Annotated in this window: 16 protein-coding genes and 1 riboswitch; of the genes, 7 read left to right on the top strand and 9 right to left on the bottom strand. The window is 70.1% G+C overall.

Annotation, left to right across the window (positions count from 1 at the left end; all coding sequences use genetic code 11):
* The 4 genes from AC1DWC_RS07250 to AC1DWC_RS07235 form a co-directional block, all read right to left on the bottom strand.
* On the bottom strand, positions 1-1,358 hold a 1,358-nt coding region (locus AC1DWC_RS07250), incomplete at its 3' end, for an HNH endonuclease signature motif containing protein (protein WP_477906781.1).
* 264 nt (positions 1,359-1,622) lie between these two features.
* Positions 1,623-2,276, bottom strand: a complete 654-nt coding sequence (locus tag AC1DWC_RS07245) for an NAD(P)-dependent oxidoreductase (protein WP_477906780.1) — start codon at positions 2,274-2,276, stop codon at positions 1,623-1,625.
* Between the two features lie 118 nt (positions 2,277-2,394).
* The gene (locus AC1DWC_RS07240) at positions 2,395-3,627 is read right to left on the bottom strand and encodes a L,D-transpeptidase (protein ID WP_477906779.1); all 1,233 of its coding nucleotides are present in this window, start codon (positions 3,625-3,627) and stop codon (positions 2,395-2,397) included.
* Between the two features lie 168 nt (positions 3,628-3,795).
* Positions 3,796-4,416 (bottom strand): LysE family translocator, encoded by a 621-nt coding sequence (locus AC1DWC_RS07235; protein WP_477906778.1) that lies wholly within the window; start codon positions 4,414-4,416, stop codon positions 3,796-3,798.
* 200 nt (positions 4,417-4,616) lie between these two features.
* Positions 4,617-4,732, top strand: a riboswitch (SAM riboswitch).
* A 101-nt stretch (positions 4,733-4,833) separates the two neighbouring features.
* Here AC1DWC_RS07235 and AC1DWC_RS07230 point away from each other — a divergent pair.
* Positions 4,834-6,126 carry an aminotransferase class V-fold PLP-dependent enzyme gene (locus AC1DWC_RS07230; RefSeq protein ID WP_477906777.1) on the top strand — a complete coding sequence of 431 codons (1,293 nt, stop codon included), beginning with the start codon at positions 4,834-4,836 and terminating at the stop codon, positions 6,124-6,126.
* A 156-nt stretch (positions 6,127-6,282) separates the two neighbouring features.
* Positions 6,283-6,912: a hypothetical protein gene (locus AC1DWC_RS07225; protein ID WP_477906776.1), complete on the top strand. Its 630-nt coding sequence runs from the start codon at positions 6,283-6,285 to the stop codon at positions 6,910-6,912.
* Between the two features lie 18 nt (positions 6,913-6,930).
* On the opposite strand, the gene AC1DWC_RS07220 is transcribed toward AC1DWC_RS07225, so the two are convergent.
* From AC1DWC_RS07220 to AC1DWC_RS07210, 3 genes are read right to left on the bottom strand one after another with little or no spacing between them, the layout of a single operon-like run.
* Positions 6,931-7,398, bottom strand: a complete 468-nt coding sequence (locus tag AC1DWC_RS07220) for a flavin reductase family protein (RefSeq protein ID WP_083577391.1) — start codon at positions 7,396-7,398, stop codon at positions 6,931-6,933.
* A 43-nt stretch (positions 7,399-7,441) separates the two neighbouring features.
* A complete protein-coding gene (locus tag AC1DWC_RS07215) occupies positions 7,442-7,915 on the bottom strand; it encodes a YbaK/EbsC family protein (RefSeq protein ID WP_477837622.1) in 474 nt (157 codons plus the stop codon).
* 56 nt (positions 7,916-7,971) lie between these two features.
* Positions 7,972-8,937: an ABC transporter permease gene (locus tag AC1DWC_RS07210; protein ID WP_477906785.1), complete on the bottom strand. Its 966-nt coding sequence runs from the start codon at positions 8,935-8,937 to the stop codon at positions 7,972-7,974.
* A 298-nt stretch (positions 8,938-9,235) separates the two neighbouring features.
* Between AC1DWC_RS07210 and AC1DWC_RS07205 the strand changes: the two genes are divergently transcribed.
* The gene (locus AC1DWC_RS07205) at positions 9,236-9,805 is read left to right on the top strand and encodes a TetR/AcrR family transcriptional regulator (RefSeq protein ID WP_072845552.1); all 570 of its coding nucleotides are present in this window, start codon (positions 9,236-9,238) and stop codon (positions 9,803-9,805) included.
* Between the two features lie 9 nt (positions 9,806-9,814).
* On the opposite strand, the gene AC1DWC_RS07200 is transcribed toward AC1DWC_RS07205, so the two are convergent.
* The gene (locus AC1DWC_RS07200; RefSeq protein WP_477906775.1) at positions 9,815-10,327 is read right to left on the bottom strand and encodes a 2-oxo-4-hydroxy-4-carboxy-5-ureidoimidazoline decarboxylase; all 513 of its coding nucleotides are present in this window, start codon (positions 10,325-10,327) and stop codon (positions 9,815-9,817) included.
* Between the two features lie 193 nt (positions 10,328-10,520).
* Here AC1DWC_RS07200 and AC1DWC_RS07195 point away from each other — a divergent pair, with 193 nt between their 5' ends.
* From AC1DWC_RS07195 to AC1DWC_RS07180, 4 genes are all read left to right on the top strand, one after another.
* Entirely contained in the window at positions 10,521-11,348 is an 828-nt protein-coding gene (locus AC1DWC_RS07195) for a crotonase/enoyl-CoA hydratase family protein (RefSeq protein ID WP_477837624.1), read from the top strand.
* 196 nt (positions 11,349-11,544) lie between these two features.
* Positions 11,545-12,063, top strand: a complete 519-nt coding sequence (locus AC1DWC_RS07190) for a MarR family winged helix-turn-helix transcriptional regulator (protein ID WP_072845484.1) — start codon at positions 11,545-11,547, stop codon at positions 12,061-12,063.
* On the top strand, positions 12,060-13,769 hold the full coding sequence (locus AC1DWC_RS07185) for an MDR family MFS transporter (protein WP_477906774.1): 1,710 nt from the start codon (positions 12,060-12,062) through the stop codon (positions 13,767-13,769). Before AC1DWC_RS07190 ends, AC1DWC_RS07185 begins: the two co-directional genes overlap by 4 nt.
* A 36-nt stretch (positions 13,770-13,805) precedes the next feature.
* The gene (locus AC1DWC_RS07180; protein WP_477906773.1) at positions 13,806-14,312 is read left to right on the top strand and encodes a DUF2004 domain-containing protein; all 507 of its coding nucleotides are present in this window, start codon (positions 13,806-13,808) and stop codon (positions 14,310-14,312) included.
* A 46-nt stretch (positions 14,313-14,358) separates the two neighbouring features.
* On the opposite strand, the gene lexA is transcribed toward AC1DWC_RS07180, so the two are convergent.
* Positions 14,359-15,012, bottom strand: a complete 654-nt coding sequence (gene lexA / locus AC1DWC_RS07175) for a transcriptional repressor LexA (protein WP_477837628.1) — start codon at positions 15,010-15,012, stop codon at positions 14,359-14,361.
* Positions 15,013-15,095 lie beyond the last annotated feature (83 nt).

Raw genomic sequence — 15,095 nt, 5'->3', positions numbered from 1 at the left:
GGGAACCCGTCCGATTCGATCTGCACGGCCCAGTGGTTCCTGTGGATGATCGTGTGGTGCTTCTTGCAGAGCAGCACGAGGTTGGACAGGGCGGTGGGACCGCCGTCGCTCCAGTGCCGAATGTGGTGGGCGTCGGTCCAGGCGGCGGGCCGGCCGCAGCCGGGGAACGCGCAGCCGCAGTCCCTGGCCACCAACGCCTTCCGTAGTTTCGGGGAGATGACGCGGGTGGTGCGGCCGACGTCGAGGGGGTTGCCGCCCCGATCGACGAAGATCGGGGTTACCTGCGCGTCGCAGGAGATGCGGGCGGCGACGGCGGCGGAGATCGGACCGGCCCAGGGCATGCTGGCGTGACGACTGCGGCGGTACCGGCGGGGTGGCCTGAAACCGGCGGGGCTGGTGCAACCCTCGTGCTCGCCGACGGGTCCGGTTGCGTTGTCGGAGTGGTAGTCCCAGCCGTTCCCCACCCAGGCACCGGTCGCGGGTGTCGGCGCCGTCGCCGCCACCGCGTCCTTGAGTGCGTCGACGTCGATGGTGACCGTGACGTGCGGGCGTTCCCCACCCTCCATCGGGCCACGAGCGTTGTCGAGGTGTCCGCGGACGATCTGTTCGAGGGCGTCGGCGCGGCGCCTGGCAGCGGAGCGGTCGTCCCGGATCGGGTGACCGTGCTCATCGGTGGTCGGGTGCGGCTTCGACAGTCCGGAGAGGGCGGTCTGGAGGGCCTCGCCGGACTCGGCGTCGAAGGTGCCTGTCACGTGCACCCGCCCGCCGAGGGTGGTGGAGGCGTGGAATTCGTTGAGTTCGGGGTTTTCTCCGTCGGGTGGGACGGTGCCGTCGAGTTGCAGGAGCAACTCCAACGCGCGTGCGCGTCGGCGCAGGACGGTGACGTTCTCGAGGTGCGCGGCGATGAGCAGGTAGGCCTGGCAGTCGTCGGGTCGGCCGCTTTCGGGGTCGGGGTGCTCCCAGTCGGTCTCCACGGACTCGACCGGCTGGTCGACGGTGAGTTTTTCGAGTCTGGCGAGGAAGTTGACGATCACCTGGACGTGCCCGAGTTCGATCCGCCCGGCATCGAGTGCGGCGGCCATCCGTGGGTGCAGGGGCAATTCGCGGCCGAGCCGGACGATCTTGCTCGCCTGCCCGGCGGTCATGTGGGTGGCGTCGGCGAGCCAGGACGCGGTGTCCGCGGCACCGAGGTGGTTCGAGAGACACCGCTGGTCGGCCTCGTGCACCAACCGGACGCGCAGGGCTTCGAGTTCGAGGATCTTCTCCGACAGTTCCGGGACGGTGGCTGCGAGTTCGGTTTCGTCGAGTCGCCATGCCTCGACCCCGGCGGGGTCGGTGAGCATGGCGTCGAGTTTCATACATCGAATTCTACTCGCACGCACATTCGATCACAATGATGTTTCGCCTGGTGAACTGCCTTCGGCCTGTGAGTGCTCTTGGTTGCTCTCGCAGCCAAAGGTGCGCACGAGATGGGTGTGCACCTACGGCGCGACCCTCGTGGAAGCCTCTGTCGAGGATGTCCCGCCGTGCTTCCGGCGCCACTTCGGAGACCTCCGAGGCCGCCTGCGGCCATGGCGGACGCCCGGCGCTGGACAGGGCCAGGGTCGGGGCGCGGACGCGCCTCAGCCCAGTGCGTCCAGCGCGTTGTCGATCGGGATGTTCCCGTTGTTGAACCCGATGAACTTGCCCGCGGTGCCGGGCCGCAGCAGCGCCGCGGCGGCCACCCTCGCGACGTCCTCGCGGGTCACGCTTCGCGCGTCGAGGTCCGGACCCGTCTCGATGCGGCCGGTGGCCGGGTCGAGCGTCAGCGCGCTGGGTCCCAGGATGGTCCAGGACAGGTCGGTGCCGCGCAGGTACTCGTCGGCGGCCGCCTTGGCCTCCGCGTAGGCGAAGAACGAGTTGTCCGACGGGACACCGTGATCCACCCGCGCACCGAGGTACGAGATCATGACGTACCGGTCGACGCCGGCCCGGGCGGCGGCGTCCATCGAGCGGATCGCGGCGTCCCGGTCGACGGCATAGGTGCGGTCCGGGTTGCCGCCGCCCGCCCCGGCCGACCACACGACGGCGTCGTGGCCCCGGAGGACCTCGGCGATGGCCTCCGTGTCGAGGTGCTCCACGTCGGCAACGACGGCCCCTGCGCCGATGGCCTCGACATCGGCGACCTGCGCCGGATCTCGGATGGCCGCGGTCACCTGGTCGCCCCGGCCGGTGAGGATCCGTGCCAGGTGCAGGGCGATCTTGCCGTGTCCGCCGATGATCACGATCCGTGCCATGCCGCGTCCTTGTCGTCGCTGCCGGCGGTCCGGCAGGTGTCCGGGGGTGGTCCTCCAGTGCAGCACAGCGGCGGCCGCCGCGCCCGGCTCAGTGCGGAACCGCGGCCGCGCGCCAGGCTCAGCTCAGCGCGCTCCCCGCGACCCACTGGTCCCACGGCACGCCCCAGTCGCCGTTCTGCCACACGTCGAGCGGCTCACCGCCGGTGTTGCGGATCTCCACCACGTCGCCGGGCTGGGAGAAGTTGTAGAACCATTGCGCGTTTGCCGGGTTGAGGTTCAGGCAGCCGTGTGAGGTGTTGGTGTTGCCCTGCGCCCAGACGCTGCTCTCCAGCTCGTGCAGGTAGATGCCGTCGTTGCTGATCCGGGTGGCCCAGTTGATGGTCTCCTTGTAGCCGAGCCGCGAGTTGATCGGCAGGCCGTACGTGGAGGAGTCCATGATCACCGGATTGGCCTTGTCCAGCACGGTGTAGGTGCCGGGCTGCGTCCAGAAGTGGAGCGTGGTGTTGCCGATGGTCTCGGTGCCGCCCCGGCCCATCGAGGTCGGCATCTCGCGGACCACCTGGCCGTTCTCGTACACCGTGACGATCTTGGTGTTGTCGTCCGCGATCGAGACGTGCGAGTCGCCGATCCGGAACGAGACCTTGTCGTCCTCCTGGCCGTAGAGGCCGTTGCCGAGCTGCGCACCGTAGATGTCCGCGTTCACCGTGACCTGGGTGCCCGGCGCGAAGTACTGCTGCGGCCGCCAGTGCACGTTCTGGTCGTCGAGCCAGTACCAGGAACCCTTCACCGGGGGAGTGGTGGTGACGGTCAGCGACTTCTCGGCCGTGACGCGGTCGCCGATCGGTTCGTCGAAGTGCACCACCGTGACCATGCCGACGCCGTAGGTGCCGCCGTCGCGGATCTCGGCGCCGCCGGTGGTGCGCAGGTACGCCTTGGTCTGGTTGCCCGGGTCGAGCGTGGTGACGGTGCTGTTCTTCGAGGTGGGGACGCCGTTCGCGTCCGTGGCCGCCACGTCGAGGGTGTAGGTCTTGCCGTAGCCGAGCGGCTCGCTCGGCTTCCACGACGTGCCGTCCGGTGTGGTGATGCCGGGAATGACCTTGCCGTCGGGATTGGTCAGCGTCACCGAGGTGAGAGTGCCCTGGGCGACGTCGACGCGGACCGGGCTGAGCGGGCTGACCGGGTCGCCGTCATCGGCGGGGGTGATCGAGACGACGGCGGCGCTGACGGCGGCGGTCGGCGAGGCGTTGGCGTCGCCGTTGTCGTCGGCGGAGATGGTGCACCCGGCGGCGAGGGTCGTCGCCAGGGCGATGCACGCCGCGCCGATCGATCGCCGCAGTGACTGCGTGAGCAAGATTCCTCCTGAGCTGCTCGGGCGGTCACGGCGGCCGCCCGGTGCGTGCGGTGCCTGGCACCGATGCGTACAACGATATCGGCGCCCGTCCCCTCGCGCGTTTCCTGAGGCCAGGGTGAGAGTGGAGACACAGAACGGCGAACCGCCCGAAGGGACGCCCGAGAGCGGTCAGGCGGGGCCCGCCGCCGAGACGAGGGTGCCGACGCCGAGCGCCGCCAGGATCCCGGCGCTGGCGGACTCGAGTCGGGCCGACACCCGAGGCCGTCGCAGCAGGGTGACCAGCCGCGAGGCCGCAACCGCGAAGCCGCCCATCACCAGTAGCGCGACAACGGCCTCGACCGCGCCAAGGGTCATGGCCGCGCCGAAGGTCACGGGCCCGAGGAACTGGGGGACCACCGCCAGGTAGAACAGGCCGACCTTCGGGTTCAGGGCGCAGGACAGCACTCCGGCGCCGAACGCGGAACCCGTGGACACGGCCACCGGTTCCGCCGGCCCGCCGCCCACGGCCCGACGGCGGAGCAGCGCCCGCACCCCGAGGTAGACCAGGTACAGCCCGCCCGCGATCTTCAGCGCCCGGTACGCGGCCGCGGACTGCTCGAGCAGCGCCGCGAGTCCGAGAGCCACCACGGCCGCCCACACCAGGGAGCCGACGGCGACGCCCGCCGCCGCGGCGAGGCCCGGGCGGGTGCCGCCGACGCTGTAACGCAGCACCAGGAACGAGTCCGGCCCGGGCATGATCGACAGGAGCAGGCAGACGCCCGCAAAGCTGAGCAGGGTGGCGGCGGTCATGGCGAGAAGGAAAGCGCATCCGCGGACCCGTACTCAAACGGGTTTCTCCGCACCAGGCGCCCTGGTTCCGGATCGCCTACGAAAAACCTTGCTGTGCAGATGTTTTCGGTTCCGTCGAAGTTGGCTGCCGGCGGGTGGGGTGGGCGAGGTCACGAGGGTGGGGTTGACAGGACGGCGGACGGGCTGCAATTCTCTGGTCAGGTCATGAGTGCCAGCAGATAGCCCCGGCTTGCTGGCCGGCAACCCTCCGCCGCGGTGGGGTGCCCCGGGTGACGACCTGGCTGTAGTCCAATACCGGACACGGCAAGCGCGGACTCGATGCACACCCCCGCGACATCTAGGTACGGCCGACTCGTTCGGTCCGGCCGGTACGTCGCCTTCGCTGCACGCGAGTCCCTGAACCAGAGGGAAGCTTCAATGACTGCCGTACTCGACCCCACCTGTGCCGCCACCGCCGCCACCGCTGCCGCTACCTGTGCAGCCACCGCCACGCGGATCGACGCCCCGTTCGCCGAGGTCTCCGGCGCCGGACTGTCCGTCCCGCTCGCCGACGGCAGCACCTGCACGTACGCCAACTTCGACTACGCCGCCAGCGCGCCCGCCCTCGCGCAGGTCACCGCCCGGGTCCAGGACCTGCTGCCGTACTACGCCAGCGTGCACCGCGGCGCCGGCTACGCCTCGCAGGTCTGCACCGCCAGCTACGAGGGCGCCCGTGACGTGGTCGCCGAGTTCGTCGGTGCGCGATCCGACGACGTGGTGGTCTTCACCCGCAACACCACCGACTCGTTGAACCTGCTGGCCGGCTGCGTGCCCGGCGACACCGTGGTCCTCGACATCGAGCATCACGCAAACCTCTTGCCCTGGAAGCGAAACGGCGCCCGCGTCGTGGAAGCTGCGGACACCGTCGAGGAGACGATCCGCCGGATCGTCGCCGAGCTGTGCGCCAAACCGGCCGCGCTGCTCGCGATCACCGGGGCGTCCAACGTGACCGGTGAGGTGCTGCCGATCGCCCGCCTGGCGCAGGTTGCCCACGAGTGCGGGGCCCGGATCCTTGTCGACGGGGCCCAGCTGTTGCCGCACCGCCGCGTGGACCTGGTCGCGCTCGGCGTCGACTACCTCGCCTTCTCCGGCCACAAGCTGTACGCGCCCTTCGGCGCCGGTGTGCTGGTGGGACGGGCGGACTGGCTCGACGCCGCGGAGCCGTACCTGGCCGGCGGCGGCGCCACCCGCGACGTCTCCTCCGACAGTGTCGAGTGGGCGGCCGCGCCGCAGCGTCACGAGGCGGGCACCCCCAACGTCCTCGGGGTTGCCGCGCTGGCGGCGGCCTGCGAGGCGCTCGCCGGCCTCGACGCGGAGCAGGCGCAGGCCCACGAGCGGGCGCTGTGCGAACGACTGGTCGAGGGCCTGAGTGCCGTCGAGGGTGTGGAGCTTCTCCGGATCTGGTCCGACGCACCGGATTCCGTCGGAATCGTCACGTTCACCGTCGAAGGCTGCGAGCCGCGCGAGGTCGCGTCCTACCTGGCGGACCTGCACGGAATCGGCGTCCGCGACGGCCGGTTCTGCGCGCACCCGCTGCTGGCTCGACTGGGTCGGCGTGAGGGCGCGGTGCGGGCAAGCCTGGGCCTGGGCAGTCACTCCGCAGACGTGGACCGACTGGTGGCGGCGGTGCGCGAGTTCGTTGCCGCGCGCCGCGGCGGCGTGTCCGGGTAGCATCGCGTCATGGCATCCGTGACGACAGCGACGACCGTGGCGCGTGACGCCCGGTGGTGCCGTCGGCACGTGGATCTGTGCCGTACCGCGTCGGGCATGTGTCGGAGCTGAGTTCCCCACTCGCTCTGTTCATCCCACGCACACCCTAGGACTGCCATGTCTGTTCTTCCGTCTGCCCGTACCCGCCGCCTGCACGTCGCGGTGGAGTTGTCCGGCGCCGGTCACCACCCGGCCGCCGCGGCCCACACCGAGTTCCGGGTCCCGTTGGGGCTCACCGACTTCTGGGTCGACCTCACCGAACCGCCGGCGCCCAACCCGCCCCTGGACCTGCTCTCCGTGCCGGCCGGCGTGGCGCGGGTGCGGGCCCACGACCTGCGCGAGGCGCAACTGCGCCGCGAGCGCATCCGAACCGAGGCGGCCGGCGAGGGCCGGGACCCGGACACGGTGACCGTCCTGCTGGACGTGGAAGTACTGCTCGCCGATGACCACCGCAGTGCGCGAAGGGAACTGGCTCAACTGGACGCGGGCGCACCGCGGGTGCCCGACAGCATCTCCTACGTGGGCACCGCGGCCGGTCTCGCCGGACTGATCGCGGACCTTGCCGCCGCCGGCGTGGCGGACGGTGTCACCCTGCTGCCGCTGGTGCTGCCCAGGGTGCTCGACCGGGTGGTGGACGACGTGCTGCCGATCCTGCGCGACCGCGGGTTGGCCCGACCGTCGCCCCTCCTGGGCGAGGTGCTCGTGCCCTTCGGGTTCACCTCGGGGACAAGGGCACTCGCGTCCTGACCCGACGGTCGACGAGACTCACTCGTCGAGCGGCGTGGGCCGGTGGTAACGGCCGTCGTGGTAGAGCAGCGGCGACGCGGCGGCCTCCGCGTCGTCCTCGTCGTGCACCCGGGTGACCAGACCGATCACCAGGGTGTGGTCGCCGGCGGGGATCAGCTGGTGGACGGTGGTGCGCAACCAGATCGGGGTCCCGTGCAGCACCGGTTCGCCGGACTCGAGGCGGTTCCACAGGGACACGTCGCGGAACCGCTCCTCCGCGCTGCGGGAGAACCGCTGCGCGAGGTGCCGCTGGTGCTCGCCGAGCAGGTGGATGACCAGCGAGCCCGCTCCGCGCAGGGCGTCGATGCTCGACGAGGTGTCCGCGATGTTGAACGACACCAGCGGCGGGTCGAGGGACAGCGACGCGAACGACGTCGCGGTGAACCCCACCGGACCCGAGCCGGCGTCGAGGGTGACGATGACCACGCCGGCCGGGTGCCGCCGCATCGCGGCCCGGTACTGCTCGCCGGTGATGCCGTCGGTCACCGGCTCACTCCATGTCGATCGTGAGCGCCGCGGTGATCCGGGTGAGCTCGCGGAACGTCGTCCGGAACACCGTGTCCGGGGTGCCGGCCGCCACCCACACCTCCGCGTAGCGGTCCAGCGCGGTGTCGACGTAGGTGGGCAGGTTGGTCGGGTGCCCGACCGGTGCGACGCCGCCGAGTGGCTGGCCCGTGAGCTGGCGCACCGCGCTGGCGGGTGCCCGGGTCAGCGTCCCCTCGAGCAGCTTGCCGGTGCGCTCGACGTCCACCTGGTGGTCGCCGGAGACGATCAGCAGCACCGGCTCGTCGTCGAGCAGGAACACCAGCGACTTCGCTATCGCGCCCACCGGCACGCCGAGCGCCGTCGCCGCGTCCTGCGCGGTGCGCGTGGGCTCGTCCTGGGTGACGATCACGCCGTGGTGGCCGCGCGCGATGAGGGTCTTCGCCACGTGGGCCGCATTCGGGTGCAGGTACCTGGCCATGATTCAGGGTAGGGCGAAAACGGACCCGCCACATCCCTTGTCGGCGCAGCGGCGTGTCAGCGCCTTCCTCGGGTGCGCCAGACGGTCATGCCGACCAGCGCGGCGGTGCCGGCCAACGCGTAGATCGCGAGGGTGAGGGCGGGCTGGCCCACCCCGGTGCCCGCGAAGTAGACGATGCTGCGCACGCCCTCGGTGCCCGCCCCCGGGGTGATCCAGCGCCCGATCGCCGCGTAGAAGCTGGGCAGCACGTTGGACCCGAAGGCGCCGCCGGCGCTGGGGTTGCCGAGCACCACGAAGATCAGGATCGCCAGTGGCACCGCGAGGATGCCGACGACCGCGCGCAGGCCCATGGTGAACATGCCGGTGGCGAACACGACGCCGGTCCCGAGCAGGGCCAGCGGCAGCAGGTGCCCGCTGAAGGTGCCCAGTACGTTCGTGGTGACGAAGGCGCCGAGGAACCCCGAGACCAGCGCGTACCCGGCCATCACGGCGGTGTGGACCCAGGCCTCGCGCCGCGTCCGGGGAGCGCCGATGAGCAGCCCGATCGCGGCCGCCAGCAGGTAGCCGCCGACCACCCAGCCGATGGACAGGTAGAAGCCCGAGAGCCCGCGGTTGTCGTGCACGCCGACCGGCACCTCGTCCCGGACCACGAAGGCGCGGTGCTCGGCGGCGTCGACCTTGGTGAAGACGCTCTCGAGCGCGGTCGCGGCGGAGCTGCCCGCGCCGCTGGCCGTGATCAGCGTGTCGGTGCCGGTGGGGCTGACCACGTAGGCGCCCATGATCTCGCGGTCGTCGATGAGATTGCGGACCTCGTAGGTGTTCGCGGCGACGCGGGCCTCGACGGGACGCGAGTCGATCGCGTTGAGCCGGTCGGCGACCTGCTGGTCCATGCCCTCGGGGAGCCCGGCCTCGGCGACCACGGCGATCGGGATGTCGTGCGGCGTCGGCTGGTGAAAGGCCGCGACGTAGCTGGTGATGAAGCCGATCTGCAGCAGCAGGACCCCGACGACCAGCGCGACCATGATCTGCCGGGTGCTGTAGCGGTCGGTCGGACTGGTCGACCGGTGCGGCTCGGCGCCCGTGTCCGCGTCGCCGGTGCCCGCGGGGCTGGTGGCGGCGTGGCTGATGGGCGGGGTCCCGGTGGGCGGGGTCCCGGTGGGCGGCGCGTCGGTGTCGGTGCTCGTCATGCGGTGCTTCCTCGCTGTCACGTACTGCTTGCCGATACTCTCGGTATTGAATACCGTAAGTATCGTGAACGAGGTGAGTCAAGAGAGGGCTGCGTCACCGTCGGGTCCGGCGACGCGTCCGGGCCGGGACGTGGTGCGTCGACGGCTGCTCGACGCGGCGGCGGACGAGTTCGCCGAGCGCGGATTCGTGGCTGCCCGGCTCGCGGAGATCGCGCACCGGGCCGGCTTCACCAAGGGCGCGGTGTACTCCAACTTCGAGTCCAAGCAGGACCTCTTCGCGGAGCTGTTCGCCGAGCGCTCCCTCGAACTCGCGGGCCGGGTGCTGGCCGAGATCGCCGGGCTCAGCGCCACCGATGCCGCGGGCCGGGGTGGCGAGACGATCAGTTCGTGGCTGGTCGGCGATCCCGGGTGGGCCCTGCTGGTGCTCGAGTTCGGGGTCCAGGCGGGCCGTGAGCCCCAGCTCGCCGAGGCCTACCTGCACGAACGCCGCCGGCTGCGGGGTCAGATCGAGGAACTGATCGCCGAGCGTGCGGCCGAGTGGGGGGTGGCCGAGCGGGTCGATGCCCGCAACACCGCGATCACGCTGATGGCGCTGATCTCCGGACTGATGCTCGAGCACGCCGTGGATCCGGAGCAGGTGGACCGCGCTGCGGTGCAGGCAGCGGTCTCCGGGCTGTTCGCCAACGCCCTGCGACGAGGCTGACGCGCCGGGTCAGTACCCGTACCCGCCCTCCGGTCCCAGCATCCGTTCGATCCGGATCCGGTTGATCTTCGCCAGTTCGCCGGCCATGGTCTTGCGTTCGGCCTCGGGGGAGTTGGACAGCCGCACGGTGAGGTCGTCGAGCAGGGCCGTGGCGTCGCGGCCCGCGGCGCACCACAGGTAGGGGTAGCCGAAGCGGCTCTCGTAGCGGCTGCTCGCGGCCACCACCGCGGCCATTGTCGCCTCGTCGGGCGCCCACACCGCGCACTGCTCGAGGCTCGACGCGGTGGTGTGGACGCGCCGGGCCACCCCGGGGTGGCAGTCCAGGGCGTGGTCGAGGTCGGCGTCGGACAGCGCGAACAACTCCGAGTCGGCCCGGGTGAGCAGGTCGGCGTACGAGCGGTAGGGCCGGCCGTCGGCCAGGTGCCCGGACCAGGCGAGCGAGCAGCAACACTCGAACAAGGCGTGCACCGCGCGTCCTCGCGGCAGCGCGTTGAAGCGGTCGAGGCCGATTCCCTGATGCATCAACATGTGCACCTTCACCGCCTTGATCCGGAGGGTCGTTCGCGAGGCTCGCCACCTGTGCCCCGTGCCGACTCGCCCGGAGGGCGTGGTGCTCGCGAAATCCATGCTTGTGTACGGGGAAGCCGTTGGAAAGGTTCCGGACCCGATTTTTCGCAGCCTTAACATGCGAGATCCGGGTTGTTACTCTCGAGTAATGACCGAACAGACCTGGAACGCCTTCACCGTCGAACGCAAGGATCACGTCGCGCAGGTGACGCTGATCGGCCCGGGCAAGGGCAACGTGATGGGCCCCGACTTCTGGAACGAGCTGCCCGAGGTGTTCGCCGAACTCGACGCAGACCCGGAGGTGCGGGCTGTGGTGCTCACGGGCTCCGGCAAGCACTTCTCGTTCGGCCTCGACCTGCCGGCGATGGCCCCGATGATGGCGCCGGTGCTCGGAGACAAGGCGCAGGCGGCCCCGCGCACCGCCTTCCACGAGGACATCAAGAAGATGCAGCGCGCGATCAACGCGGTTGCCGACTGTCGCAAGCCGGTGGTCGCCGCGGTCGCCGGTTGGTGCATCGGCGGCGGGCTCGACCTCATTTCCGCGGCGGACATCCGCTACGCCAGCGCCGACGCCAAGTTCTCGATCCGCGAGGTCAAGGTGGCCATCGTGGCGGACATGGGCAGCTTCGCCCGGCTGCCCGCGATCATCGGCGACGGTCACCTGCGTGAGCTGGCGCTGACCGGCAAGGACATCGACGCCGCTCGGGCCGAGAAGATCGGACTCGTCAACGACGTGTACGCGGACGCGGGTGCGGTCCTGGCCGCCGCGCACGCGACCGCCGCCGAGATCGCCGCGAACCCGCCGCTGGTGGTGCACGGCATCAAGGACGTCCTGGACCACGGCCGCTCGGCCGCTGTCGACGACAGCCTGCGGTACGTCGCGGTGTGGAATGCGGCCTTCCTTGCGTCCGAGGACATCGGCGAGGCCATGGCCGCGGTGTTCCAGAAGCGCACCCCGGAGTTCAAGGGTCGGTGATTTCGGGTCGGTGACCTGAGGTCCCGCGTGAACCGAAGGGCCGGTGCGGCTCTCACCTCTGCCGGTGGTCGTGGCGACCACCGGCAGAGCTCTGTTCAAGGCCGGGTAATCGGATTCCCGACACTTGCACGGCCGCCGCGGCCGGGAACATACTTGCAACTTCCCACTACTTGAATGCCGCAAGCAAGAAGGTCCGATGACGCCGGAAGAACTCGATCCCCTCGCCGACGAGATCGGCAACTACCTGGTCCGGCTCTCGCGCGTACGGGACCGCACGATCGCCCATGCCAAGGCCTCAGTCGGGATCGACCCGGCGGCCTATGCCTGCCTGTTCCGGCTGCTCAGCGACGGACCCATGCGCTCCGGTGCGCTGGCCGACGTGATGTACACCGACCCGTCGACGGTGAGCAGGCAGGTGGCCCAGTTGGTGGGCCGAGGGCTCGTGGAACGTCAGCCCGACCCGACGGACGGGCGCGCGAGCGTCCTCGCGGTCACCGACGCCGGGCGCGCCGCCGCCGGCCGGATCCGCGCGGACCGCAACGAGCGTCTCGGCCGACTGCTCGAGGACTGGCCCGTCGACGACCTGCGTGACTTCGCCCGGCTGATGGACCGGTTCGTCTCGGACTACGAACGCATGAGGCCGGTGTTCGTGGCCGGCCTGGCGAAGCCGACGGAACAACTCGGCGGGGCCACGGGCGTACGGAGCGGCCGATGACCACCCGAGACACCTCGTCCGAGGTCGCCGACACCGCGCCCGGATCCGAGACGACCGGAGTCTTCACCCACCGCCAGATCCTGACGATCCTCAGCGGCCTGATGCTCGGCATGTTCCTCGCCGCGCTGGACCAGACCATCGTCTCCACCGCGATCCGCACCATCGCCGACGACCTCGACGGCTACGCGCTGCAGGCCTGGGTCACCACGGCGTACCTGATCACCGCGACCCTGGCGACCCCGCTGTACGGCAAGTTGTCCGACATGTACGGCCGCAAACCGTTCTTCCTGGCCGCGATCGTCATCTTCGTGCTGGGTTCGCTGCTGTGCACGCTGGCCCAGTCGATGTACATGCTCGCCGCCTTCCGCGCCTTCCAGGGCCTCGGCGCCGGCGGCCTGATGTCCCTGGCACTGGCCATTCTCGGGGACATCGTCGGCCCCCGTGAGCGTGCCAAGTACCAGGGCTACTTCCTCGCCGTGTTCGGTACCTCGAGCGTGCTCGGTCCGGTGCTCGGCGGCCTGCTCAGCGGTCAGGACACCATCCTCGGAATCGACGGCTGGCGTTGGGTATTCCTGGTGAACGTGCCCATCGGCATCGTCGCGTTCGCGGTGGTGTTCAAGGTGCTGAACCTGCCCAAGGTCCGCCGGCCCGACGTGCGGATCGACTTCTGGGGCGCGCTGGTTCTGGCGGTCGGCATCGTCCCGCTGCTGGTGGTTGCCGAGCAGGGGCGTGAATGGGGTTGGAGCAGTACCCGTTCGGTTTCCTGCTACGTGATCGGCGGGGTCGGGGTGATCGCCTTCGTGTTCGTCGAGAAGCGGATGCGCGACGCGGCGCTGATCCCGCTGCGCATGTTCCGGAACTCGACTTTTGCGATGGGCGTGGTCATCTCGGTGGTGGTGGGCGCGGCCATGTTCGGCGGCATCTCGCTGATCCCGCAGTACCTGCAGGTGGTCCGCGGCGCCAGCCCCACGATGGCGGGAATCCAGATGCTGCCGATGGTGGTCGGCATGATGTCGGCCTCCATCATGTCCGGCCAGCTGATCGCGAAGACCGGGCGCTACCGGGTCTTCCCGGTGGTCGGTGCGGTGCTGCTCACGCTCGGCGTCTTCCTCATGCACTACGTCGAGGCGGACACCTCGCTGGCCATCGTCATGTGCTTCATGTTCGTCACCGGATTCGGCCTCGGCAATCTGATGCAGCCGCTGACGCTCGCGATTCAGAACGCGCTGCCCCCACAGGACATGGGTGTCTCCACCGCCGCGGCGACGTTCTTCCGGCAGATCGGCGGCACCCTCGGCGTCGCGGTGTTCCTGTCCATCCTGTTCGCGCAGCTGACGCCGAACATCTCCGACCAGTTGCGCACGGCGGCCCAGGACCCCGCCTACCAGCAGGCCGTGGTCGCCGGCCTGCACAGCTCCAACCCGGCCGACGTCGCGCTGGCGACGGGGCTGGCCAACCACGACGTGTCGGCGGCGGGCGCGGTGCTCAGGGACAGCTCGATCGTCCAGCAGCTCAGCCCGCAGCTGGCGGAGCCGTTCAAGGTTGGCTTCGCGGACTCGATGTCGACGGTGTTCCTGGCCGTCACCGCGATCGCGCTGCTGGGCCTGGTGCTGGTGCTGTTCTGGAAGGAGGTGCCGCTGCGGGTCGGCGGCGGCCTCGCGGCGTCGGCGGCGGCGCAGCGGGAGCAGGAGGCGTCGGCGGACTAGGGTATGCCTCCTCGTCGGGCAGGGCATGATTGTCGGATGCAGGTGACAATTCACTCGGAGTTGGTGGGTCCGCTGTCGTTTGACACCGATTCCGGATTTGCCGACGCGGTCACCATCCGAACTCCGAACGGTGCTGTGCCCGTTTGGCTGGGCATCTTCGAGGGTGTTTCTCAGAACGGCAGGCTTCTGGGTGAGACGGGTGGCCTCATCGACGCCTTCCCCGATTTGGTGGGCAAGGCGCGGAAGCTCCTTGCGGAAGATCTCGGCACCGGGACGCAGGTCGCCCGGTTCGTGGAGTTTCACACGGACGAGCTCGACCTTCCGGAAGTCCGAAAGGCGCACGAGGAGTATCGAGATCAGCGCGCCACGCCGGAGGCGCTGGTGGCTCTCTTGGACCCGAAGGCATTCGTCTTGAAGGTGGGTGAAGGTGGCGGCCTGGAGAGCTGGATCGATTTCACGCTGTCGCCGGATGTTTCCGACCAGCTCCTGGTCGTTCGCTTCGATTCGGACCGACACGCGACGAGGATCTCGTGGGAAAGCTGAGGGATCGAACTCGCGTCACCGCACAACCAGGTCGGGAGACACGCCCTCAGACGCGCCGCATCACCGAGACCACCTTGCCCAGCACCACGGCCTCGTCGCCGTCGATGACGTCGTAGGCCGGGTTGCGCGGCTCGAGGTAGACATGTCCGCTCCGGCGTCGGAACACCTTCACCGTGGCCTCGCCGTCGATCATCGCGGCGACGATCTCGCCCGAATGTGCCTCGTGCTGCTGGCGTACCACCACGATGTCCCCGTCGCAGATCGAGGCGTCGACCATCGACTCGCCGCGCACGCGCAGTCCGAACACGGTGCCGGACCCGACCAGTTCGCGCGGCAGGGTCATCACGTCCCCGGCGTGCTCCTCGGCGAGGATGGGGCTGCCGGCGGCGATGTCGCCGACCACGGGCACGGCCACCGAGTTCCCGCCCGACTGCCGTGGCTCGGAGGCCCGCAGGAACGGGCGCACGTCGACCGGCCGTGACATCCCCTCGCCCCGACGCAGAAAGCCCTTCTCCTCCAGGCTCTTCAGGTGTCTCGACACCGACGACGACGACCGCAGGCCAACCGCGTCCCCGATCTGCCGGGTGTTCGGCGGATACCCGTGCGCGACCACCCAGTCCAGGATCGTGGCGAGAATCTGCTGCTGGCGGGGCGGCAGTGTCGAGGTGTCGAGGTGGTCGAGGTCGTCGTATCCGGTCACCCGGCGAATGGTAGTGGTGGCCAGTGACAGCCGGCATGCCCCCTCCGCGCCGGGGTCGGGCGACAGGGCGGAATGCGCTGCGG

It is taken from the genome of Rhodococcus sp. P4_C10 (genome assembly GCF_056402135.1).
This window is presented reverse-complemented; position numbering and strand designations above follow the sequence as displayed.

Coding starts and splice junctions, on each gene's coding strand:
- AC1DWC_RS07245 (WP_477906780.1), bottom strand. CDS start 2,276: ATGGCACGGATCGTGATCATCGGCGGACACGGCAAGATCGCCCTGCAC.
- AC1DWC_RS07235 (WP_477906778.1), bottom strand. CDS start 4,416: ATGACCGCCGCCACCCTGCTCAGCTTTGCGGGCGTCTGCCTGCTCCTG.
- AC1DWC_RS07230 (WP_477906777.1), top strand. CDS start 4,834: ATGACTGCCGTACTCGACCCCACCTGTGCCGCCACCGCCGCCACCGCT.
- AC1DWC_RS07225 (WP_477906776.1), top strand. CDS start 6,283: ATGTCTGTTCTTCCGTCTGCCCGTACCCGCCGCCTGCACGTCGCGGTG.
- AC1DWC_RS07220 (WP_083577391.1), bottom strand. CDS start 7,398: ATGCGGCGGCACCCGGCCGGCGTGGTCATCGTCACCCTCGACGCCGGC.
- AC1DWC_RS07215 (WP_477837622.1), bottom strand. CDS start 7,915: ATGGCCAGGTACCTGCACCCGAATGCGGCCCACGTGGCGAAGACCCTC.
- AC1DWC_RS07210 (WP_477906785.1), bottom strand. CDS start 8,937: ATGGTCGCGCTGGTCGTCGGGGTCCTGCTGCTGCAGATCGGCTTCATC.
- AC1DWC_RS07200 (WP_477906775.1), bottom strand. CDS start 10,327: ATGCATCAGGGAATCGGCCTCGACCGCTTCAACGCGCTGCCGCGAGGA.
- AC1DWC_RS07195 (WP_477837624.1), top strand. CDS start 10,521: ATGACCGAACAGACCTGGAACGCCTTCACCGTCGAACGCAAGGATCAC.
- AC1DWC_RS07190 (WP_072845484.1), top strand. CDS start 11,545: ATGACGCCGGAAGAACTCGATCCCCTCGCCGACGAGATCGGCAACTAC.
- AC1DWC_RS07185 (WP_477906774.1), top strand. CDS start 12,060: ATGACCACCCGAGACACCTCGTCCGAGGTCGCCGACACCGCGCCCGGA.
- AC1DWC_RS07180 (WP_477906773.1), top strand. CDS start 13,806: ATGCAGGTGACAATTCACTCGGAGTTGGTGGGTCCGCTGTCGTTTGAC.